At 46.0% G+C, this 20,857-nt stretch carries 20 protein-coding genes and 1 tRNA gene; 16 read left to right on the top strand and 5 right to left on the bottom strand.

Annotated elements, in window-relative coordinates; genetic code table 11:
- Positions 1–97 precede the first annotated feature (97 nt).
- From BR02_RS0101950 to BR02_RS0101995, 10 genes are all read left to right on the top strand, one after another.
- On the top strand, positions 98–2,401 hold the full coding sequence (locus tag BR02_RS0101950; RefSeq protein ID WP_031513695.1) for a pyridine nucleotide-disulfide oxidoreductase/dicluster-binding protein: 2,304 nt from the start codon (positions 98–100) through the stop codon (positions 2,399–2,401).
- Positions 2,398–2,586 carry a DVU_1557 family redox protein gene (locus BR02_RS0101955; protein ID WP_031513697.1) on the top strand — a complete coding sequence of 63 codons (189 nt, stop codon included), beginning with the start codon at positions 2,398–2,400 and terminating at the stop codon, positions 2,584–2,586. The genes BR02_RS0101950 and BR02_RS0101955 overlap by 4 nt, the downstream gene beginning before the upstream one ends.
- Positions 2,587–2,604: 18 nt before the next feature.
- Positions 2,605–3,345, top strand: coding sequence for a DVU_1556 family methyltransferase (trsM, locus tag BR02_RS0101960; RefSeq protein WP_031513698.1), 741 nt, complete (start codon positions 2,605–2,607; stop codon positions 3,343–3,345).
- A 4-nt stretch (positions 3,346–3,349) separates the two neighbouring features.
- Positions 3,350–3,781: a DVU_1555 family C-GCAxxG-C-C protein gene (locus BR02_RS0101965; protein ID WP_031513700.1), complete on the top strand. Its 432-nt coding sequence runs from the start codon at positions 3,350–3,352 to the stop codon at positions 3,779–3,781.
- Between the two features lie 23 nt (positions 3,782–3,804).
- Entirely contained in the window at positions 3,805–5,139 is a 1,335-nt protein-coding gene (gene trsS / locus BR02_RS0101970) for a radical SAM (seleno)protein TrsS (protein WP_031513702.1), read from the top strand.
- 13 nt (positions 5,140–5,152) lie between these two features.
- Positions 5,153–6,472 carry a DVU_1553 family AMP-dependent CoA ligase gene (locus BR02_RS0101975; RefSeq protein WP_031513704.1) on the top strand — a complete coding sequence of 440 codons (1,320 nt, stop codon included), beginning with the start codon at positions 5,153–5,155 and terminating at the stop codon, positions 6,470–6,472.
- A gap of 7 nt (positions 6,473–6,479) precedes the next feature.
- The gene (locus tag BR02_RS0101980) at positions 6,480–7,517 is read left to right on the top strand and encodes an XdhC family aldehyde oxidoreductase maturation factor (protein WP_031513706.1); all 1,038 of its coding nucleotides are present in this window, start codon (positions 6,480–6,482) and stop codon (positions 7,515–7,517) included.
- Complete coding sequence (locus tag BR02_RS0101985; protein WP_031513708.1) at positions 7,517–8,635, top strand: DVU_1551 family NTP transferase; 1,119 nt, start codon at positions 7,517–7,519, stop codon at positions 8,633–8,635. The genes BR02_RS0101980 and BR02_RS0101985 overlap by 1 nt, the downstream gene beginning before the upstream one ends.
- Positions 8,636–8,650: 15 nt before the next feature.
- A complete protein-coding gene (cobC, locus tag BR02_RS0101990) occupies positions 8,651–9,253 on the top strand; it encodes an alpha-ribazole phosphatase (RefSeq protein WP_031513710.1) in 603 nt (200 codons plus the stop codon).
- Between the two features lie 147 nt (positions 9,254–9,400).
- Entirely contained in the window at positions 9,401–10,096 is a 696-nt protein-coding gene (locus BR02_RS0101995; protein ID WP_031513712.1) for a geranylgeranylglyceryl/heptaprenylglyceryl phosphate synthase, read from the top strand.
- Between the two features lie 129 nt (positions 10,097–10,225).
- Here BR02_RS0101995 and trkA read toward each other — a convergent pair whose 3' ends face one another.
- From trkA to BR02_RS0102015, 3 genes are all read right to left on the bottom strand, one after another.
- Positions 10,226–11,578 (bottom strand): Trk system potassium transporter TrkA, encoded by a 1,353-nt coding sequence (trkA, locus tag BR02_RS0102000; RefSeq protein ID WP_031513714.1) that lies wholly within the window; start codon positions 11,576–11,578, stop codon positions 10,226–10,228.
- 23 nt (positions 11,579–11,601) lie between these two features.
- Positions 11,602–12,699: a cation:proton antiporter gene (locus tag BR02_RS0102005; protein WP_238442380.1), complete on the bottom strand. Its 1,098-nt coding sequence runs from the start codon at positions 12,697–12,699 to the stop codon at positions 11,602–11,604.
- A 234-nt stretch (positions 12,700–12,933) separates the two neighbouring features.
- The gene (locus tag BR02_RS0102015) at positions 12,934–13,356 is read right to left on the bottom strand and encodes a chemotaxis protein CheW (RefSeq protein ID WP_031513718.1); all 423 of its coding nucleotides are present in this window, start codon (positions 13,354–13,356) and stop codon (positions 12,934–12,936) included.
- A 478-nt stretch (positions 13,357–13,834) separates the two neighbouring features.
- On the opposite strand from BR02_RS0102015, the gene BR02_RS0102020 reads away from it, so the two are divergent.
- The 5 genes from BR02_RS0102020 to BR02_RS0102040 all read left to right on the top strand — a co-directional run bounded on the left by BR02_RS0102020 (position 13,835) and on the right by BR02_RS0102040 (position 18,962).
- Positions 13,835–14,089 carry a TM1266 family iron-only hydrogenase system putative regulator gene (locus tag BR02_RS0102020; RefSeq protein WP_031513720.1) on the top strand — a complete coding sequence of 85 codons (255 nt, stop codon included), beginning with the start codon at positions 13,835–13,837 and terminating at the stop codon, positions 14,087–14,089.
- Positions 14,090–14,116: 27 nt separating this feature from the next.
- Positions 14,117–15,310 carry a [FeFe] hydrogenase H-cluster maturation GTPase HydF gene (gene hydF / locus BR02_RS0102025; protein ID WP_031513721.1) on the top strand — a complete coding sequence of 398 codons (1,194 nt, stop codon included), beginning with the start codon at positions 14,117–14,119 and terminating at the stop codon, positions 15,308–15,310.
- A gap of 50 nt (positions 15,311–15,360) precedes the next feature.
- Complete coding sequence (hydE, locus tag BR02_RS0102030) at positions 15,361–16,425, top strand: [FeFe] hydrogenase H-cluster radical SAM maturase HydE (RefSeq protein WP_031513723.1); 1,065 nt, start codon at positions 15,361–15,363, stop codon at positions 16,423–16,425.
- Positions 16,426–16,461: 36 nt separating this feature from the next.
- Positions 16,462–17,898, top strand: coding sequence for a [FeFe] hydrogenase H-cluster radical SAM maturase HydG (gene hydG / locus BR02_RS0102035; protein ID WP_031513725.1), 1,437 nt, complete (start codon positions 16,462–16,464; stop codon positions 17,896–17,898).
- 143 nt (positions 17,899–18,041) lie between these two features.
- Positions 18,042–18,962, top strand: coding sequence for a hypothetical protein (locus BR02_RS0102040; protein ID WP_031513731.1), 921 nt, complete (start codon positions 18,042–18,044; stop codon positions 18,960–18,962).
- A 28-nt stretch (positions 18,963–18,990) separates the two neighbouring features.
- Here the strand turns inward: BR02_RS0102040 and BR02_RS0102045 are convergent, their stop codons facing one another.
- Both BR02_RS0102045 and BR02_RS14665 read right to left on the bottom strand, forming a co-directional pair.
- On the bottom strand, positions 18,991–19,833 hold the full coding sequence (locus BR02_RS0102045) for a zinc metalloprotease HtpX (RefSeq protein ID WP_031513733.1): 843 nt from the start codon (positions 19,831–19,833) through the stop codon (positions 18,991–18,993).
- Positions 19,834–19,961: 128 nt separating this feature from the next.
- Positions 19,962–20,282 (bottom strand): helix-turn-helix domain-containing protein, encoded by a 321-nt coding sequence (locus BR02_RS14665; RefSeq protein WP_031513735.1) that lies wholly within the window; start codon positions 20,280–20,282, stop codon positions 19,962–19,964.
- 380 nt (positions 20,283–20,662) lie between these two features.
- Here BR02_RS14665 and BR02_RS0102060 point away from each other — a divergent pair.
- A tRNA-Pro gene (locus BR02_RS0102060) sits at positions 20,663–20,739 on the top strand.
- The last annotated feature ends 118 nt before the right edge of the window (positions 20,740–20,857 follow it).

Raw genomic sequence — 20,857 nt, forward strand, 5'->3', positions numbered from 1 at the left:
AATTGAAAAAGTTATTTTCACCGGCATGGTTGGATTGTAGTGGCGTACGATATTGTCCGCCCTTTATATACTTATTGCGGTATTGAGGTGGGATAACATGGATCACAAACGGATATTTGAGTTCGAAGAAAAATGTATTCAGGAACACCCCCCGGCTTGCACCACTGCCTGTCCTGTTCATGTGGACGTAAAAAGATTTATGTTGGAAGTTAAAAAAGGCCGCTTTGATGAAGCGATGAATATATATAGAAAGTCAGTTCCCTTTCCCAGAATCATCGGTTCAATCTGTGACCATCCCTGCCAAGAGGTATGTAAACGCAAAGAGGTTGGGGATGCCCTTTCCATAGCTGCCCTGGAGAAAACCTGCATTCAATTAAGTGAGGTAAAACCGCCTAATATAGTGCCTGCACCAAGCAAGAATAAAAGGGTGGCAGTAATAGGCGGTGGTTTAAGCGGTTTAACTGCAACCTTTGAACTGGCTAAGAAGGGCTATCAAGTTACGCTGTTTGAGGAAAAGGGAGTATTGGGCGGAAGGGTAAGGGATTTTCCGGAGTGGATGCTGCCCTCCCATGTCATAGATGAAGAATTGTCAGTATTGAAAAGCCTTGGGGTAATTATTGAATTAAACACCAAGGTGGGAAGTGATCTGGCCTTTGACACCATAGGCAGCCAATACCAGGCCGTTTATTTGGGCACAGGGGGGTCACCCTTAGAGGATAAGTTTACCATTGATCCCATCACCTTTGCCACAGGGAGCGAGGGTGTCTTTGCCGGCGGCACACTGCGAAATGCTAACAATTATTCTCCCATAACATCCCTTTCAGATGGCAAAAGGGCAGCCATTTCCATAGATCGTTATTTGCAGGGGGTATCGCTGACTGCTGCCCGTGAAAATGAAGGGTCTTACCAAAGCCGTCTTTTTACCAGCACCAAGGGGGTAGAAGCTTTACCGGCGGTGCCGTTGGGAAATGACAAGGGTTTTTACAGCAGGGAAGAGGCCATGGAGGAGGCAGGCAGATGCCTGCAGTGCCAGTGTTTAGAATGTGTCAAAGTATGTCAATACATGTCCCATTTTCAGGGATACCCCAAGAAATTTATTCGTCAAATTAACCATAACCTTAAAATGGTTAAGGGCAGGCATGAGGCTAACATTTTGATAAACTCTTGTAGCTTATGTGGCTTATGCCAGAAGGTGTGCCCGGAAGGGCTTAACTTAGGTGAGCTTTGCCACGAGGCCAGAATTGAGATGGTTAGAAAAGGGAAGATGCCTCCTTCGGCCCACGATTTTCCCATCAGGGATATGGAATTCAGCAACAGTGAGCAATGTGTGCTCAGCCGTCATCAGCCGGGTTATCAAAGCAGTGAATATATCTTTTTTCCCGGCTGCCAGTTAAGCGCCTCTGCACCCGACCATGTGGAGAGGGCCTATGCCTATTTAACCGAGCATATTTCCGATGGGGTTGGGCTGATACTTCGCTGCTGTGGTGCGCCGGCCCAATGGTCCGGGCGGTCGGATTTGTTTATGGCGGAATTGCAGAAGATAAAAGAACAATGGCAGCAAATGGGCAGACCTAAAATGATAATGGCCTGTTCCACCTGTTATCACTTGTTTAAAAAAGACCTGCCCGAGATTAAAATTATGTCTTTATGGGAAGCGTACCACCGGTATGGTTTGCCAGAGGCCGGCGGAATGCAAAGGTCAACTGTGGTTGCTGTACACGACGCCTGTACCGGTAGGGATGAAAGCCATGTTCACGAAATTGTGCGTAAAATACTGGGTCAAATGGGTTTCCAAATTGAAGAGCTGCCCACCAGCCGCGACAAAACCCAATGCTGCGGTTACGGTGGAATGATGCAGTTTGCCAACAAAGGCTTGGCCGATGATGTGGTGAAACGCCGGATAAATGAAAGTGCTGCCGATTATGTTGTTTACTGTGCAATTTGCCGCGACAATTTTGCTGCCAAAGGGAAAAAGACCTATCATCTGCTGGATTTAATTTATGGAGAGGCGAATCCCTCTGCCCCCGCTAGGCGTGGCCCTGGGTACTCCCAGCGCCGTGAAAACAGGGTCAGATTGAAGAATAAACTGCTCAAGGAGGTTTGGGGAGAAGAGGTCATGGGGGAAAAAAGTTCCTTTGAAAAAATTAAGCTAATCATTCCGGACGAGGTAAGGGAAATAATGGAGGATCGACTGATACTGGTTGAAGATATCCAAAGGGTGATCGAACACGCTGAGCGGACGGGTAAAAAGATGCTGAACCGCAATACCGGCCGCTATTTGGCCTACCACAGGCCGGTCAGTGTAACCTATTGGGTTGAGTACTTACCCCAGGATGACGGGTATCTTGTTTACAACACCTATTCCCACCGGATGGTTATTAATGAGGAAGTGAAGGCATGAGCATAGCACTGGATTGTATGAAATGCGGCGTTCCTATGGAGCTTGGAAAAGTTGAGGTTATGTATTTAAATAATAAGTTTCCCATTGAGCTTTTGAAATGCCCTAAATGCGGGATGGTTTTTATTCCTGAAGAATTGGCCACCGGTAAAATGCTGGAGGTGGAAAAGGCACTGGAAGACAAATAATAAGCTAAGGTGATCATAATGTGGGTAGACAAAATGTGCAGGTTATATGAGGGAAGTGCTGTCCGTCAGGTTACCGGTGACAGCATCAGACCCGGCGGTTTTCAACTTACAGACAGGGCTTTAGAAATATGTGCACCGGCGCCGGGGGCCGCTATTTTAGATGTGGGCTGCGGGACTGGCGCAACAGTCGAGTATTTAATTGAAAAATATAATTATAAGGCCGTGGGTATAGATCCGTCGGAGGTTCTGCTGGCCCAGGGCCGGCAAAGAAGGCCTGATTTACCCATATCCCAGGCAAGGGGAGAAGATCTGCCCTTTAAAGGGGGCGAGATGGACTGCGTTTTTGCTGAGTGTACTCTTTCGGTAACAGAGCACCCTGATGCCGTTTTAAAAGAATGCCACCGGGTATTGAAGGACAAGGGCCACCTGGTTGTGTCAGACCTATATATTAAAAACCGGGAATTAACCGCTGAACTGCGCAAACTGCCCTTGGCCAGCTGCATTACCGGTGCTACCACCCGGAACGAATTAGAAAAAAAGCTGGGGAAGGCGGGTTTTAAATTAATTTTTTGGGAGGATCATACCGATCTCTTAAAACAGCTGGTCTTTAAAATAATTATGAGCTATGGTTCCATGAATAATTTTTGGCAGCAGGCAGGCGCCGAAAGCTTTGACTGTTGTTGTGTACAGGGGATTATTAAAAGGGCCCGGCCGGGCTACTTTCTGTTAGTTGCCCAAAAACAGTGGGAGAGGAGTTGACCGCATGTCCGATGAAATGTTCCGCATGTTTGAACTGGCCCAACAAAACTACTCATGCAGTCAAATTTTAATGATAATGGGTTTGGAATCCCAGGGTAAGAATAATGACGATTTGGTTAGATCCATGGCAGGTTTGGCCGGTGGCATGGGCTTTTCCGGCGAAAGCTGTGGGGCTTTAACCGGTGGTGCCTGCCTCTTGGGCTTTTATGCATATCCCCATGACAGGTTTGACTTAATGGTTGCAGAACTGGTTGACTGGTTTAAAGAAGAGATAGGAGCCCAGTACGGTGGCATTAACTGCGCCGACATTTTAGGCGATGAACTGCAGTACAAGACAGTGTCTGTGGGCTGTGGCAGCATTGTTTCCGGAACCTTTGATAAGGTTAAAGAAATTTTGCTGGAGAATGGAATTAACCCCAGTGAGGCAAGGTCGTGACCAAGGTAGGCAGAAAAATCTTGATGGAGACAGCAAGCGTATGCCCCCTATGTTTAAAAAAAATACCGGCCCGCAGGGAAATGCATGGAAACAGTGTTTTTTTAGTTAAAGAATGCCAGGAACACGGTACCTTTAAAACTATTCTTTGGAGGAACTCCCCGACGTCACCGGATTACCAAAATTGGGCCAGACCCAAAATACCCAGCCAACCGCCGGTTTCTTTTACAGAGGTCAAAAGGGGCTGCCCCTTTGACTGCGGCCTATGTCCGGATCACAGGCAGCATTCTTGTACGGTATTGCTGGAAATAACCGCCAGGTGCAATTTGGGCTGTGCCTTTTGTTTTGCCAATGCCGGTGACAATATAACCAAAGATGCCGACCTTGATGTTATTAAGGGTTGGTATGAAAAGATAATTTTAGCCGGTGGCCCCTACAACATTCAGCTGTCCGGCGGGGAACCCACCGTTAGGGATGATTTGCCTGAAATAATCAGCATGGGTAGGTCCCTGGGTTTTAATTTTATCCAGCTAAACACCAACGGTTTGCGATTGGCGGAGGAGCCCTCCTTTGTGAAAAAATGCAAGGATGCCGGCTTAACTTCTGTATTTCTGCAATTTGACGGAACAGACGATGAAATCTATACTGCCCTAAGGGGCCGGCCTATTTTAAAGGAAAAGCTAGCCGCCATTGAGCATTGCGCCGAAAACAACATCGGAGTAGTTTTGGTACCCACGCTGGTGCCGGGGGTTAACCTGCATAACATTGGGGCAATTATTGACCTGGCCCTTAATTATTTGCCGACTGTCAGGGGGGTGCATTTTCAGCCGGTCAGTTATTTCGGCCGCTATCCCCAACCGCCCGGCGACAGTGACCGCATCACCATACCGGAGGTTATTAAGGAAATAGCAAGTCAAAGCAAGGGTAGAATTAGTATGGACGCTTTTAAACCGCCGGGCTGTGAAAATGCCCTTTGCTCCTTTCACGGGAACTTTATATTGATGCCCCATGGAGAGCTAAGACCTTGGACCAAACATGAGGGATGCTGTGGTACGGCAGAAAGGGCCGAAAAGGGAGCTGTTAAAGCCAGGAAGTTTGTGGCCAAGTACTGGTCGGCACCGGAGGAAAAGCCCGGCTCCTTAATTAATAGTGGGGGGGAATTTGCCCTTTGGGACCTTTTTATTGAAAGAAGCCGCACCCACTCATTCAGCATTTCCGGCATGGCTTTCCAAGACGCTTGGAATTTGGATTTAGAAAGGCTTAGGGATTGCTGTATCCATGTTATGTCTCAGCAGGGCAAACTAATACCCTTCTGTGCCTATAACTTAACCAACAGTAAGGGACAACCGCTGTACCGTTAAAGGAGGAAGGACAATGAGGGTTACTCCCCTGCATAGCTGGATAGCCGGTAAACTGGGAGTTTCTGACACCTTGTTAACAAGGGAAACCATTGCCCGTTACCAACTGTTAAAAGTACAGCAAACCTTGGAGTTGGCAGTTAACCGCAGCTTGTTTTATCAAAAATTGCTGGCCGGATTTAGGGGAAAGATAAATAAACTGGCAGATTTAAAGGACTTACCCTTTACCACCGCAGAAGATATTAGGAAGAGGCCCCTGCATTTCCTATGCGTTTCTCAAGATGAAATTAACCGGGTCGTAACGCTGCACAGTTCCGGCACCACCGGAGAGCCAAAGAGACTGTTCTTTACCAAAGAAGATCAGGAGTTAACAGTTGATTTTTTTCGTGTTGGCATGTCCACCCTGGTGGGGCCGGGGGACAGGGTGCTCATTTTGCTGCCGGGCAGCCGGCCGGGCAGTGTCGGAGACCTGTTGGCAAAGGCGCTAGAAAGATTTGGAGTTAATGCCCTTCCCCACGGCCCGGTGCAGGACGCCGGGCGCACCCTAAGGGTGGTGCAGGAGGAAGGCATCAATGCCCTGGTGGGTATACCGACCCAGGTGCTGGCCCTGGCAAGGTTTAAGGGTGCAGCCCGCAGCAGTATACCCCTGAGGCTAAAGAGTGTACTTCTCAGCACTGATTACGTTTCTCAAGCCATTCGCCGCCAGCTGCAGCTAACCTGGGGCTGCCAGGTGTATGCCCATTACGGCATGACCGAAATGGGGCTTGGGGGCGGGGTAGAATGTCAAGCCAGGGACGGATACCATCTGAGGGAAGCTGACCTATACTTTGAGATAATAAATCCCGCTACCCTTAAACCGGTTGAGGAAGGAGAAGAGGGTGAGGTGGTTTTTACCACCCTTACCAGGAGGGGGATGCCTTTGATCCGCTACCGCACCGGCGATTGGGCAAGGTTTATGCCCGGCCGATGCAGTTGCGGAACAGTATTAAGAAGAATGGGCATGGTAACCGGTCGTGTCAGAGGCACAGTTCAGCTGGCAGGTGGCTCTTTGACCATGGGCCAATTGGATGAGGCCCTTTTCGGGGTTCAATCACTGCTTAATTTTGAGGCCAGCCTATCATGTTCCCATGGTAAAGATAGGTTAACCATCAGCCCCATAATAAACAGTGAGTTTGATGACAGCATTTGCCAAGAAATCAGATTGGCTTTAAACACCATTCCCACCATCAAAAGGGCGGTAGACAGCGGTAACTTAGAGATAGACATCTCACGGCAACCGAACCATTTTACTGACACCGCCGCAAAGCGTTCCATTAAAGATCTAAGAAAAGGGTGAGGTTAATATGAACAGCTTGTATCAGTCTATGTTGCAATTGCTGGAAGGGGGAGAAAGCTTTGTACAGGCCACCATTCTGGCACAGTCCGGTTCTGCCCCCCGCACCGCCGGTGCAAAAATGATTATTAGGGCGGATAAATCCATAATCGGCACCATCGGCGGAGGACTGGTGGAGGCGAAGGTTCAGCAGTTGGCTGCGGAAGTTTTTAAAACCAGAAAGGCTGTGACCAAAGAATTTAACCTTTCGGGCAGTGATGCAGATATGGATATGATCTGCGGTGGTAATCTGGAAGTTTTGGTTCAATATATGGATGCCTCCAAGGAACAATTGCTTGCTATCTATCGAGAAATTATCAAGGCCATAGAAAACAGAAAAAGAATTGTTTTGGTAACCCCCCTTGCCGACTCCGCAATGGAAGGCAGCCATTCTTTTATAGTAAAGGAAGAAGGCACGCTTATTGGTACCTTTACGGTGCCGGCAGAATGGTTAAGTAAGTTTGCAAGCTGCACCACAGACAGGTACCCGCAAGTATTGAATATAAATGAAAAGCGTTTTCTGGTGGAGCCCGTCAGCACCTATGGCACGGTGTATATATTTGGTGCCGGTCACGTATCACAGAAACTGGCCCAATTAACAACTCTGGTGGATTTCAGAACGGTAGTTTTGGATGACAGAAAAGAGTTTGCCAACTCTGAGCGCTTTCCCACTGCAGATGAGGTGCTGGTGGTGGAGCACTTTGAGCGGGCATTTGAAAGCATACAATTGGAGCAGGAAAGTTACCTGGTAATAGTAACCAGGGGGCATGCCCACGATAAGACGGTGCTGGCCCAGGCTCTCAATACCAATGCCCGGTATATCGGTATGATTGGTAGCAGGAGAAAGAGGGATACAATTTACCGCGCCCTTTTAAATGAAGGGTTCTCCGAGGAGGATATTAAAAGGGTATACTGTCCCATCGGTTTAGAGATTGATGCCGAGACACCGGAGGAAATTGCCGTCAGCATAACGGCAGAATTAATTAAGGTGCGGGCAGGGCGTTGTTAATGGTCCATGGGAAAAACATTGCGGCGCTAATTATAGCGGCGGGCTTGTCTTCACGCATGGGTAGCTTTAAACCCCTATTGCCCTTGGGTGAAGGCACGGTTATTGAAAAGTCGGTGGCTTTATTTAGGATGGCGGGCATCGAGGATGTGACTGTGGTAACCGGCCACCGGTCTAAAGAACTGTTGCCGGTACTAACTCCGCTGGGAGTTAATCTTGTCTTTAACAGGGATTACTCCAAAGGAATGTTTTCATCCGTTAAAGCCGGCGTAGCCAGCCTAAAACCGTCCTTGCAGGCCTTTTTCTTTTTACCCGGGGATATACCCTTTGTGCAGCCACAAACTGTCATATCCATGCTGGAAACCTTTAGCAAAGGGCGGTCAGGCATTATATACCCTTGTTTTAAAGGCGAACGTGGGCATCCCCCCCTTATTTCCACAGCATATAAAGATAGTATTCTATCCTGGCATGGGGAGGGGGGGTTGCGGGCTTTGCTGCAAGAAATTGAAACTGATGCGGTGGATGTTGAGGTAGAGGATGGGGGAATATTGCAGGACCTGGATACACCCGAGGATTATCTAAGGCTTTATAAAAGCTTTGGTAGTTATACAGTGCCCACTGAGGAGCAGTGTTTAATGATATTAAACAAGTCAAGGGTATCGGAGCAGGTGTTGCGCCACTGCAGGGCTGTGGCCCTGGTGGCGGAAAAAATAGCCCTCTCTTTACACGCTGCAGGCCATAAATTAGATCTTGCTTTAGTTGCGTCTGCTGCCCTGCTACATGATATAGCAAAGGGTGAAAAAAACCATGCCCATCTGGGAGCAAAGCGCCTGTGCCAGTTGGGCTATCCCGCTGTGGCGGAAATTGTAGCAAAGCATATGGATATTGTGATGGATGGCCAAGTTACCATTGATGAGGCCGCTGTTGTTTATCTGGCTGATAAACTGGTAAAAAGGGATAAGGCTGTTACCCTGGAGCAGAGATTTAAACACTCAATTGAGAGATATTCATCAAATCCCATCGCCAGGGAGGCCGTAAGCAGGCGATTATGCCTAGCAATGGAGATCAAGAAAGAGATTGAAAGGAAAATATCCCAACCACTGGAAAATGTTATAAAATAATTAAGGAGCCTGGGCATGGTACAAAGAAACATCTACTTAATTAGGCACGGGGCAATAGATAACAAGGGCAGCAAAAGATTTATCGGACAGATCGACTTACCCATCAATGCCGAGGGAATTGCCCAAGCAAAAGGTTTAAAAGGCCGGCTGAGGGACGTCGGTTTAAGTGCTGTTTTTTGCAGTGATTTAAAGCGTTCCATTGAGACGGCAGAGATAATTGCTGAAGAATATGACTTCAAGCCGATTGTTAACCGGCGGCTAAGGGAAATTTCCCTGGGGAAGTGGGATGGACAAAGCTTTGATGAAATACGCCGTCGGTTTCCCAAAGAATTTGATCAGCGGGGCAAAGATATTTTCAACTTTTGCCCACCCGATGGAGAAAGTTTTAAGATATGTAGTGAGCGGGTGTTGGCTGAATATAAAAATATTTTGCAGTCCACCTCCGGCAATATCCTAATTGTTGGTCATGCCGGGGTAAACCGCATAATATTATGCCATCTGTTAGGTATGCCAATGGAAAACCTTTTTCGCATCGGACAGGACTATGGGTGTTTAAATATAATCAGCTACCTTGACAAAGAAAAATACAGCATTAAATTGTTGAACCAGACTTTGTAAGCCTTACTTAAAGCCCCGGGTTACCCGAGGCTTTTTTCAGTGGGCCCATGGCATGGAAGGGTGGCCAGGCCATCAAAAGGGTTATTCCCTTTTTAATTTTGACAGTATAATTAAAGATATACAGGAAAATTATTGGAGGATTTCGTCATGTGGAGCTATCAGCATTGGAAGGACTGGAAATTAGTGGCCAAACTGGATCCAGACAAGACACTGCCGGAGGAGTCCTTAGAAATTATAAAAGGCGGAATGATTGACGCGGTAATGGTTGGGGGCACACAGCGAATAACCTATCATAATACTGCGGGGCTAATTAAGGAGCTTCGAGAATATGGTTATGGGGGGCCCTTAGTACAGGAAATTTCTAATGAAGAGGCTGTGGTGCCCTGGGTTGATGCCCATTTCATTCCGGTGGTGCTAAACACCGGTGATAAGCGCTGGTTGGTGGATGCCCACCTAAATGCCATTAAAAAATACAAGGGCCTAATCAATTGGGACAAGGTGGTAACAGAGGGATATTTGGTTTGCAACCAAAAATCAGCGGTGGGGCGCCTTACCGGAACCGGAAAAGTAAATAGCGAGGATGCCGCCGCCTATGCAGTGCTGGCAGAAAACATATACCGCCTACCTGTTTTATACATAGAATACAGCGGCAGCTTTGGTGATTTAGAATTAATTAAGAAGGTGGCTGGGGTGACAAAAAAGATTCATTTGATATATGGGGGCGGGATTAAAAGCCCGGAACAATTGCAGGCAGTTTACCCACTGGTGGATACTGTTGTCCTGGGCAACATTTTTTACGAAAATGCTGCCCAGGCAAAAAAAATAATAACCACACAAGTATAAGGGCCGTCAGTATAGAAGAAAGTTTGAATTAACAGGGCTCCCTTGTAAATTGGATGGTGGGGAGGTCGCCTAAAAAAGACAGGGCAAGCCCTAGGAGCAATCAAACTCCTGAGGCTTGCCGGGAACAGCTTAAGCAAAGTACTTCTCTAATTTTTTGCTTATGCTTGGAATTGCAAAGATAACCAGGCTGTCATTGGCTTCTAAAACAGTATTCCCTGACGGTATGATTACTTTATCATCCCGCAGGATGGAACCGATCAGCATTCCCTTGGGAAAAGCACAATGGGCTAATTTTCTTCCTACCTTAGATGCAGTTTTAGGCAAAATCAGCTCAATTATTTCAGCTTCCTCATCCTTTAAAAGAGCAAGTGACACAACATCCTCTTTTCTTGTATAGCGCAAAATTTGTGCTGCAGTTGTTATATGAGGATTAATGGCAGCCTCAATATTAATTGAGGAGTATATCGAATGATAGCCTATTAATTCAATTTCAGAAATAATTCTTTTTACACCCAATTTTTGGCCCATAACTGAAGCTATGATATTTGTTCTGTCATCCCCTGTTACGCAAATTAAAGCGTCTGCATCCCCTATTTCTTCTTCGTTAAAATAAGAAAGGTCAGTATTATCACCCTGCAACACAAAGGTTTTTGTGAGATGACGGTGTAATTTCTCACACTGTAATGGATTTTTTTCTATTAATTTTACTAAAAAAGAGTGTTCATGATCTTTTTCTAAAAGCTGGGCCAGTTCAAAGCCAATCTTACCCCCGCCTAGAATTAATACCTTATGAATTCGAATTTCCTCATGGTGTAGTAGCCAACTTGCTTTGCGTATTACATCTGCACTGCCGATGATGTAAACCTTATCATCGGCTTTTACCACATCTTTTCCATTGGGAATAATAAACTTTCCGTCAGTTCTTTTAATGCCGACGATTATACAACCTGAAGGCATTGATAAATCCTCCAGGGGAATATTAGTAATCCCCGCCTCTGAACTGACAGTTGTGGCAATCATTTTAACTCGGCCTTGGGCAAAGTACTCCACTTCAGTGGCATCGGGAAAGTGAAGCATTTTTAGTATTTCATATGCCGCGGTTTTTTCGGGATTTATTATTAAATCAATTCCCAGCTGTTCATTTGTAAATCCTGTTGCAGTGGCATCCACAGCGCATTCAGGATTTCGAACTCTGGCCACTGTAATTGGAACATCAAATTTTTTAGCCAGCATACAGGCAATAATGTTTACTTCGTCCATTTCAGTAACCGCTATTAACATTTTTGCTGTCTTAATTTTGGCTTTTTTAAGAACATCTATGCTGGCACCATTATCATTAAGCACCAGTATACCGTACTCTTCTGTTAGTTGAGTAGCTTTTTCAGGATCCTTCTCAATAACAATTACCCTTTGACCCTTTTCGGTTAGGTTTCTGGCCAGTTCAGAACCTACTTGCCCTCCGCCTACAACTATGATATGCAAGTGAACACCCCTCTAAATGGTATTTATTTCTGTTTGCGGCTTTTATATAATAAGTTTGCTATTTTAGGTGCATTTTTAAATAAATACACTCCTATTAACGATGTTGTTATTATGTAAATACCTGCCGAAGCCCTCAGTGCAGGTTCTGCTAAAGCTGCTATAATTACAGAAAACTCTCCCCTTTGAAAAAAGGAGAATCCACATCTAATGGCCCCTTTAGAAGACAGACCATACATTTTTCCGCCGTAATAGCCGACTAAAAATTTGCCCACCAAACCCCAGATAATTAAAAGTGTTAACAGTGCCAGGGGGACACCGCCTTGTCCAAAGGAGATTGTTGTGCCGAACCAGAAAAAGAAAAAGGGCAGACTCAGGTCTTTCATTGGTACAACTATCTTCTGTAGTTGCTTAGAAGTACCGGTTTCAGAGAGCATTACTCCTGCTAAAAAAGCTCCTAAGAGCTGTGAAAGTCCCAAATAAATTGCCACCCCTGAGCAGATAAAGGCCACAGAGACAGCAAACAAGGGGATAAAGTCCGTTGACATATAGTGCTGTAAAAACAGATCCAGTCTTTTAAATACATAGTGGGCAATTAATATGGCAGCTGCGGAAAGTAATGCCACCTTTAGCAATATACCCAATAACAGTGTTCCTGTAATACTCTCATAAATAATCAGCCCGGTTAATACAGATACCAATATTTGTGAGGACAGGTCTTCAAATACTAAAAGTGCCAGACCGAATTCAGACTCCGGAGTGTTAGAACGCTTGGTTTCTTCGGTCACCTTTACTGTTATTGAAGAACTGGTACCATAAGCCACCCCTCCAATAATCAGTGCAGCCATTAAATTAAGGCCAAAGATGTATGCTAAAACAAAGCTTACACCAAAATTTAATACTATATCCAGTATTCCCACACGCCATATTCTTCTTGATATATTAAGGAGTCGATTTAAAGGAAATTGTAATCCCAAAGAAAAAGACAATAAAACGATGCCTATGTTAGCAACATGTTCGAGGGCAAAGATTTCTTTTTCAAATAGAAAATGCACCAATCCTATTCCCAAAAACATGTAGGCCAGCAAAGACGGAAACCGTAGTTTTTGGGAAATATAATTCACAACAAAAAATAAAAAGAGGAATAACCCTCCTAGAAGGAATAGATATTCCATTGTACCCCCCCATGCCGTTGACCTTGCGCACAAGTCATAAGGCACATTTTGTAATAATTGTAATTATAATTGCTCTTAAAAAAATTATCAAGAAAAAGCTTTGTATATTTAGGGACTGCAATGCAGGGTGAAGAAGCCCTTAAACCCTGCAATCCAAGGGTTTAAGGGCTTCTTTGTGTGCAGTTATAATACGTTATTTAGATCTAACAGCAGCCACAGCTGGTCGTCTTTCTTTACTACGCCTCGCAAAAAGTCCATGTTGTCGCCCACTGAGGTGGGAGGCTCGATTTCTGATTCGGAATAACGCCCCACTTCCAGTACACAGTCTACTATCATACCAACCTTTTGGCCTTTATTTTCCACCACCATAATGCGGGTTTCTTCGTCTGCTTCTTTTTCGGGTAAACCCAGACGGCGATTTAGGTTGATCACCGGCAAAATAGTGCCCCGCAGGTTGATAATTCCTTCTAAATAGTAGCTGCCGTTGGGTATACGTGTAACTTCGGTCATACGTATAATTTCTTGAGTTTCTTCAATGGGCAGTGCGTATTTTTGGTCGCTCAATTGAAATACAACCAATTGCCCTTCGCTTATTGCTACCGACATTGTAATGCCCCCTTTATAACGTTAAAAATTGGTTGGCCGCTTAACGAACCACTACCCCAGTGACCCATTGTGCCCTGTGGTAATGGCTTAGTATAATATGCAAGGTAATAAAACTATTTTTCGACATTAGTTATGGAGAATCCTTTCTACAAAGCTAAAATATGCAAAATTGGAGAAGTTTTCTTATTAAATTTTCAGTAAATTAAGATATTTGCTGTTGACTTAATAGCCAAATGCCGGATATAATGGGTGTAACAACCTGAGGAATGCGGGGTTATCTGCATCCAAGGGTGAGACAATTTAGGTAGTTCCCTAAGGGAAGGGCCTAGGCCTGAGCCAAGGGGTGCACCGGTGAGAGAGTAATGCATTTTATACCGTATATTGGTATGGCATTGCCTTGTTTACCGCCATTAGTGCGCCCGTTTCCTTAGGAAAGCGGGCGCTTTTGTATTTTCCAATCTTGTTAGGAGGGGTATTTATGGCTCGCAGAATAGGCGTGGTGGGCATTGTGGTGGAAGACCGCAACAAGGCTGCGCAAATTAATAATATCCTCAGTGATTTTGGGGACTTGGTCATTGGACGGATGGGGGTACCATATCGGGATAAAGAATTAAGTGTGATCTCCTTAATAGTGGAGGGTACCACAGATCAAATCGGTTCGCTGACCGGAAGATTGGGCAACATCAAGGGGGTTCAGGTGAAGTCTGCATTGAGCAATAAAACTATCTCATAAAAGGATAAAAAGAGGACGGTGATTACTATGCAAGACACCCCCAGGGGTAACAGGTTGCATATAGCCATATTTGGCTGCAGAAATGCCGGCAAATCCAGTTTAATCAATGCTTTAACCAATCAGTCAATTGCACTGGTATCCCAGGTGCCCGGTACCACCACTGATCCGGTATACAAATCGATGGAATTGCTGCCGGTGGGGCCGGTGGTAATTATTGATACGGCCGGCATAGATGATGTGGGTCACCTTGGTGAACTGCGGGTGAAAAAGTCAATGGAAGTGTTAAATAAAACAGACCTGGTGCTGTTAGTGATAGATGCTACCCGGGGGGTGACCCAATACGACCTTGATTTAATAGAGCGGTGTAAGGCTAAAAATTTGCCGCTTGTGGCGGTAATCAACAAGATAGATCTTGCTGCTTTTCAAGCTGAATTAGATGTGCCGGTGGTGGAGGTAAGTGCCCGCACCGGTCAGGGAATTAAGGATTTAAAAATCAGTATTGTTAAAAATGCTCCCTCTAAATGGGATGACCAAAGTATCATTGGTGATTTGCTGCAAGCGGGGGACACAGTGGTGCTGGTGGTGCCCCTGGATTTAGCAGCCCCCAAGGGCAGGCTGATACTGCCCCAGGTGCAAACCATAAGGGACATTTTGGACCACGGTGGTATTGCGGTGATGGCCAGGGATACTGAATTAAAGCAAACGCTGGCCAATTTGGCAGTGAAGCCGAAAATGGTGGTAACTGATTCCCAGGTATTTAAAAAGGCAGATGCCGATACCCCATCGGATATATTACTTACTTCCTTTTCCATTCTCTTTGCCCGCTATAAAGGGGATTTGGAAATGTTGGTGGCGGGAGCCAAGGCCATTGATGATTTAAAACCCGGTGATAAGGTGCTGGTGGCAGAATCATGTACCCATCACCGGGTGGAGGATGACATTGGTACGGTTAAGATTCCCAATTGGCTGTGCAAGCATGTGGGTGGTGAACTGCACTTTGACTGGGTGAGCGGTAGCCATTTCCCGGACAACTTAGCGGAATATAAACTGGTGCTGCATTGCGGGGCCTGTATGACTAACCGCCGGGAGATGCTGTCCCGTCTAATGCAGGTACAGGAGGCCGGGGTACCCATAGTGAATTATGGAGTGGCAATAGCCCATCTGCACGGTATTTTAAAGCGGTCCCTGTCACCCTTCCCCAATCTGGCAGGGCAGTTGTAGCGGTATTGCTCACACAACCACACAAAGGATTGCTAAAGGAGGGCTCATGAATGGATAACAAGTTTAAATCAGCTTTGAAAAAGGCAGTATTACAACATGATTTGTCCAAAGAAGATGTGGTCACCTTATTGAATGCGGCACCGGGTGATGAACAGCAGCTCTTATTTCAAAGGGCGGATCAGGTGCGGCAGCGGTACCATGGCAACGGGGTGCACCTAAGGGGTATAATCGAGTTCTCCAGTTACTGCAAAAATGATTGCTATTATTGTGGGTTGCGTCGCAGCAATAAGGACATACACCGCTACCGCATGACGGTGGAGCAGGTATTGGATGCCGCCCGGCAGGCTTTGGAAATGGGTTTCCGTACCATTGTGCTGCAGTCAGGGGAAGATCCCTGGTATAATGTGGGCACCATAGCTAAAATGATTTACGGCATTAAAAAGATGGGTGATGTGGCGGTTACGTTAAGCATAGGTGAACGGTCTAGGGCGGAGTACTACCTCTTGCGTTTTGCCGGGGCAGATCGGTATTTAATAAAGCATGAGACCAGCGACCGCAATTTGTTTAACAAACTGCGGCCCGGCACTGATTTTGACAGACGCATACAGTGTTTAGAGTGGCTTAATGAAGCAGGTTTTCAAGTGGGTTCCGGTAACATTATTGGTTTGCCGGGCCAGACAATTGAATCACTGGCCGATGATATTTTGCTGCTGAAACAATTAGATGTTGAGATGGCCGGCATCGGGCCCTTTATTCCCCATGACCAGACGCCCTTGGCCGGTGCCCCCCACGGTGATTTGCAGCTAACCCTTAAGGCTTTAGCGGTGACCAGGCTGATGCTACCCCAAACACACCTGCCGGCCACCACTGCGGCAGGGACACTGCACCCCAGGGGAAGGCATATGGCTCTGAATGCCGGGGCAAATGTAATTATGCCTAACGTTACCCCGCTGGAGTACAGACAGCTGTACCAAATTTACCCCAACAAGGCGGGCTCAACAGAGCAGCCCCGCCAATCACTGGAAAATATTATAAGCATTATCCGCGAGGTGGGCAGGGAAGTGGCCCAGGACAGGGGAGATTCCCCCAAGGAGCGGTTTCAAATATCCATTTAAATTTATCCGGATGACCGGAGGAAGGTAGGGATAATTATGGCAGTAAATTTACTGGAAAAGCAATGGCAGGCGGCGGATTTTATCAATGATGAGAAGATATATAAGGACTTAGAAGCGGCCAAGGTTTTATCCAAGGAGGAAGTTAAAGAAATAATAGAAAGGGCACGCAAGGCCAAGGGACTTACCCCCGGTGAGGTGGCCGCCCTGCTGCAAACGGAAGATGAGGAACTGGTGCAGTTAATGTTTGACGCTGCCAGTGAAATAAAAGATAAAATTTACGGCAAGCGGGTGGTCTTGTTTGCTCCCTTGTATGTAAGCAACTACTGTATTAACAACTGTGTGTACTGTGGCTACAGGCGGGATAATAAATTTGTGCGCCGCAAGCTTACCATGGAAGAGGTGGCAGAAGAGGTCAAGGCCCTGGAGGAGTTAGGTCACAAACGACTGGCCTTGGAAGCCGGGGAACACCCCACCGAATGTTCCATTGATTACATCCTGGAATGTATTGATACCATTTATAAGGTGAAATTAAACAACGGCAGCATCCGCCGGGTAAATGTAAACATTGCGGCCACCACAGTGGAAGACTATGCCCGCCTGCTTGAAGCCGGCATTGGTACCTACATTTTGTTCCAGGAAACATATCACCGGGAAACCTATAAAAAAATGCATCCCAGTGGACCGAAAATGGACTACGACTGGCACACCACAGCCATGGATCGGGCCATGCAGGCAGGGATAGAAGATGTGGGCATTGGAGCCCTCTTCGGCTTGTATGACTATAAGTATGAAGTTTTGGGACTGATATATCATTCACTGCATTTGGAAGAAAAGTTTGGCGTAGGTCCCCATACAATTTCAGTGCCCAGGCTGCGGGAGGCTGTGGGGGTATCTATAAAGGACTTCCCACACTTGGTATCAGATGAAACTTTTGAAAAGATTGTGGCTATTTTGCGTTTGGCAGTTCCCTATACCGGTTTAATTTTATCCACCAGGGAAACCCAGCAGACCAGGGATAAACTGCTAAATTATGGCATTTCCCAAATTAGTGCCGGCTCCTGCACCGGTGTGGGCGGCTATAAAAAGGAAGCGGAGAAGAAAAACTGTGGCTGTAAAGTAGAAGAGAGGCCTCAATTTGCGGTGGAAGACAATCGCAGCCCCGATGAGGTGCTGCGCAGTGTGTGCCAGTCAGGCTTTTTACCCAGCTACTGCACCGCATGCTACCGCCAGGGCCGTACCGGAGATCGCTTTATGTCGCTGGCTAAAACCGGAGAGATACAAAATGTTTGTCAGCCAAACGCCTTATTAACCTTTAAGGAATACCTAATGGACTATGCCTCCCCTGAAACCAGAAAGGTGGGAGAAGAGACCATTAAACAACACCTGGAAGAAATAAGCAACGATAAAATTCGCAAACTCACCGAAGAAAGGCTGGAGTTAATAGAGCAGGGCCAAAGGGATCTTTACTTCTAATCATGCAAAGGGAGATTAAGCCCAGGCGAGCCAAATGGTTTGCCTGGGCTTAATTTACATAAATCTGCCAGCAGGGAAATGCCGCTTACTTTAGAATTTATATAGCTGTAACAATTAATTAACAAACGAGGTATCAAGACACAATGTTTGGTGCATCAAACTACGGCAAAATACTTTTAATGGCTGTGGCATTGATGTTAATCACCGGGGCCCATCCAATTAACAGTGAACCGGAAGTTGATGATATGACCACTGCCGATAGGGGTGTAACCATTGTGGACACTGTGGATGATCGGCATGAGGAAGAAGTTGCGGATGCTGAGGAAGAAATAGAAGAAGAAGCAACAGAAGAAAAAAGGGAAGAAGAGCCTGAACAAGAACTGACACAAGAACCGGAGCCGCAAGAAAAGGCAGTGCAGGCGATTAATGATCTGGCTCTACCTGCTTTTAACCAATATGTGCTGAAGATCATCAATACATATCAAGGCAGAAGCTACCCTTACCTACTAAATAACGACTACCAGAATTATAACGGTGTAACCACCACCTTGGAATATCAGGGCCAGGTGCTGGCCCGGGCCCATCCCAGCGGCAACAGGGCCAGCCATTGTTCCGGCATTACCTTTGAAGTATTCTTCAAGGCAATGCAACAGAGAAACAAAGACCTGGGCCTGGATCCCAATAACTTTAATGGCTTAAGCTACAAGCAACTACAAGATTTTTTACTCACCTGGTATGTGGCCAGCGGTAATAAGGCCAACAGCAACATTGCCGTTGCAGTGGAAAGGTATGGCCTGGGAAGAAGAATTGACAATCTTGAAGATGCCCTCCCCGGGGACTTTGTGGACTTTAGCAGAGAAAACGGCACCGGCCACACGGTGGTGCTCATGGATTGGATAAGGGATGCCCAGGGACGTATCATTGGTATTCATTACTGGTCAAGTCAACAGTCAACTAACGGGATAGCCTACCGTAAAGAATATTTCAATGTGCGCAATGCATCCGGAAATAAATATGGCAAGGTGCGTACCGATATGGTGTATATAGCAAGGGTACAAGCCTAGAAAAAATGCGACAGGAGGCCCTGTCGCATTAAGCCATTTGTTTTAGTCTTTCTACCCGTTCCTTAATTGGCGGGTGGGTGCTAAATAGCCTGGTTATGCTGCCGCCGGCCAGCGGGTTGACGATGAAGAGGTGAGAAGCGGCAGGGTTTGCCTTTTCCATCCTGATTTGGCGGGCAGCCTCTTCTAACTTCAGCAGTGCATTGGCCAGGCCATGGGGATTGCCGGCAATGGCAGCCCCTTCGGCATCGGCGCCGTACTCCCTGGAACGGGATATGGCCAATTGAATGATGGTGGCGGCCAATGAAGACAATATGGCTACAAACAGCAAACCAAAGGGATTGTTGCCCTGCTCATTATTACCGCCAAAGCCGCCAAGAAATGCCGTCCACTGCAGCATATTGGCTATCATGGTAATGGCACCGGCCATACTGGCAGCAATGGTGCCCACAAGAACATCACGGTTTTTAATATGTGCCAGCTCGTGGGCAAGAACCCCCTCCAGTTCCTCCCGGTTAAGCATTTTTATTAACCCCTCTGTCACTGCCACCGCAGAATTTTCCGGATTGCGTCCGGTGGCAAAGGCATTGGGCTGTGGAGATGGGGTGAGATACAAGCGGGGCATTGGTAAACCGGCCCGATCAGCAAGGTTGCGCACCATGGCATACAGTTGAGGGGCCTGTTCTTCCGAAATGGGTTTTGAATTAGTCATTTTAATTGCTACCTTATCACTGTTATAATAGGTATAAAAATTTAAAGCAAAGGATATTAACAAAAATATTAATGCCCCGGTTTGCCCGCCAATGGCGTTGCCCAAAAGCACCAGTAAGATGCTCAGCAGGCCCATTAATAGAAATGCCTTGAAATTACTCATTTTACATCCTCCTGTTCCAAACTCCCATTAATTATTATGTATATCCTAAAAACAAATTTTTACGTCAGGTAGATTAAACCACCCAAATATTATAAAACCGCTCTGAACAGAGCGGCAAGGTAATGCTATCAGTAGCGTTTATTTTCTCTTGTTATACTGCATGCATTGTCTTTGGTGGCTTCGTGGATAGCCTTATAGTAATCGTCAGCCCCTTCAAACTCTTCCCCTACCAAAAACTCCATGGTCACCCCACATATTTTAGAGATTTTTTGCAGGTGTTCATAGTCGGGATAGAACCTGCCGGACTCCAATACATTGACTATATGCACATTTTCGTTTAGGTCGTCGGCAAGCATTTTTTTCGTATAACCGAAGCCTATCTCTGCTGATTTATTCATACGGGCCTTTCTTATATTCATCCCAATTAGTGAACTACTTAATAGAGCCAATTCGGTCACTCCTAGTTAGCATGCTAAAAGACACTTATGTATTGAATTATATTAAATATCACTTTAAAATGTCAAATAAAGAAAATGGTTGATATTGCAAGAATTGAACTATTGCACAAACAAAAACTGCTCATTACTCAAATTTTAGTGAAATTATAGTATAAAAAGCTCTTAACAGGCGCAAATTATAGTTACTCCGCTTTGGTGAGTTCTATCTCTCCCCGTCCAGCTTTTGCTGGACTTTTTTTTACGGGGAGTGCCGTGCCGGCCCATGGTATAATTTTGGGCAGTGATAAAAATATTAAAAAGGGCTTGAAAGTTGTTGAGCTTTCTGCTATTATAATACTTGCGTTCAATGAAGTGTGTGCAAAACAAGATGGCGGGATTTAGCGCAGTTTGGTAGCGCGCCTGCCTTGGGAGCAGGAAGCCGGGGGTTCAAATCCCTCAATCCCGACCAGTGTAAAAGAGACGAGAATTTTTTAATTTTCGTCTCTTTTATTTATCTTTTGGCAGTGGTTTGACTGAGCTTTTTTATCATTGCCTGTGCCCATTTAGACAAAATACTAATATATGCC

Source organism: Desulfofalx alkaliphila DSM 12257 (assembly GCF_000711975.1).
Classification (GTDB): domain Bacteria; phylum Bacillota; class Desulfotomaculia; order Desulfotomaculales; family Desulfohalotomaculaceae; genus Desulfofalx; species Desulfofalx alkaliphila.

Excerpts from the sequence above, each read along its gene's own strand:
- BR02_RS0101955 (WP_031513697.1), top strand. The coding sequence starts at position 2,398 with ATGAGCATAGCACTGGATTGTATGAAATGCGGCGTTCCTATGGAGCTT.
- hydG (WP_031513725.1), top strand. The coding sequence starts at position 16,462 with ATGGCAGTAAATTTACTGGAAAAGCAATGGCAGGCGGCGGATTTTATC.
- BR02_RS0101995 (WP_031513712.1), top strand. The coding sequence starts at position 9,401 with ATGTGGAGCTATCAGCATTGGAAGGACTGGAAATTAGTGGCCAAACTG.
- BR02_RS0102020 (WP_031513720.1), top strand. The coding sequence starts at position 13,835 with ATGGCTCGCAGAATAGGCGTGGTGGGCATTGTGGTGGAAGACCGCAAC.
- cobC (WP_031513710.1), top strand. The coding sequence starts at position 8,651 with ATGGTACAAAGAAACATCTACTTAATTAGGCACGGGGCAATAGATAAC.
- BR02_RS0102045 (WP_031513733.1), bottom strand. The coding sequence starts at position 19,833 with ATGAGTAATTTCAAGGCATTTCTATTAATGGGCCTGCTGAGCATCTTA.
- hydE (WP_031513723.1), top strand. The coding sequence starts at position 15,361 with ATGGATAACAAGTTTAAATCAGCTTTGAAAAAGGCAGTATTACAACAT.
- trsM (WP_031513698.1), top strand. The coding sequence starts at position 2,605 with ATGTGGGTAGACAAAATGTGCAGGTTATATGAGGGAAGTGCTGTCCGT.
- BR02_RS0102015 (WP_031513718.1), bottom strand. The coding sequence starts at position 13,356 with ATGTCGGTAGCAATAAGCGAAGGGCAATTGGTTGTATTTCAATTGAGC.
- BR02_RS0101975 (WP_031513704.1), top strand. The coding sequence starts at position 5,153 with ATGAGGGTTACTCCCCTGCATAGCTGGATAGCCGGTAAACTGGGAGTT.
- BR02_RS0101980 (WP_031513706.1), top strand. The coding sequence starts at position 6,480 with ATGAACAGCTTGTATCAGTCTATGTTGCAATTGCTGGAAGGGGGAGAA.
- BR02_RS0101965 (WP_031513700.1), top strand. The coding sequence starts at position 3,350 with ATGTCCGATGAAATGTTCCGCATGTTTGAACTGGCCCAACAAAACTAC.
- BR02_RS0102040 (WP_031513731.1), top strand. The coding sequence starts at position 18,042 with ATGTTTGGTGCATCAAACTACGGCAAAATACTTTTAATGGCTGTGGCA.
- BR02_RS0101950 (WP_031513695.1), top strand. The coding sequence starts at position 98 with ATGGATCACAAACGGATATTTGAGTTCGAAGAAAAATGTATTCAGGAA.
- trsS (WP_031513702.1), top strand. The coding sequence starts at position 3,805 with ATGGAGACAGCAAGCGTATGCCCCCTATGTTTAAAAAAAATACCGGCC.
- hydF (WP_031513721.1), top strand. The coding sequence starts at position 14,117 with ATGCAAGACACCCCCAGGGGTAACAGGTTGCATATAGCCATATTTGGC.
- BR02_RS0101985 (WP_031513708.1), top strand. The coding sequence starts at position 7,517 with ATGGTCCATGGGAAAAACATTGCGGCGCTAATTATAGCGGCGGGCTTG.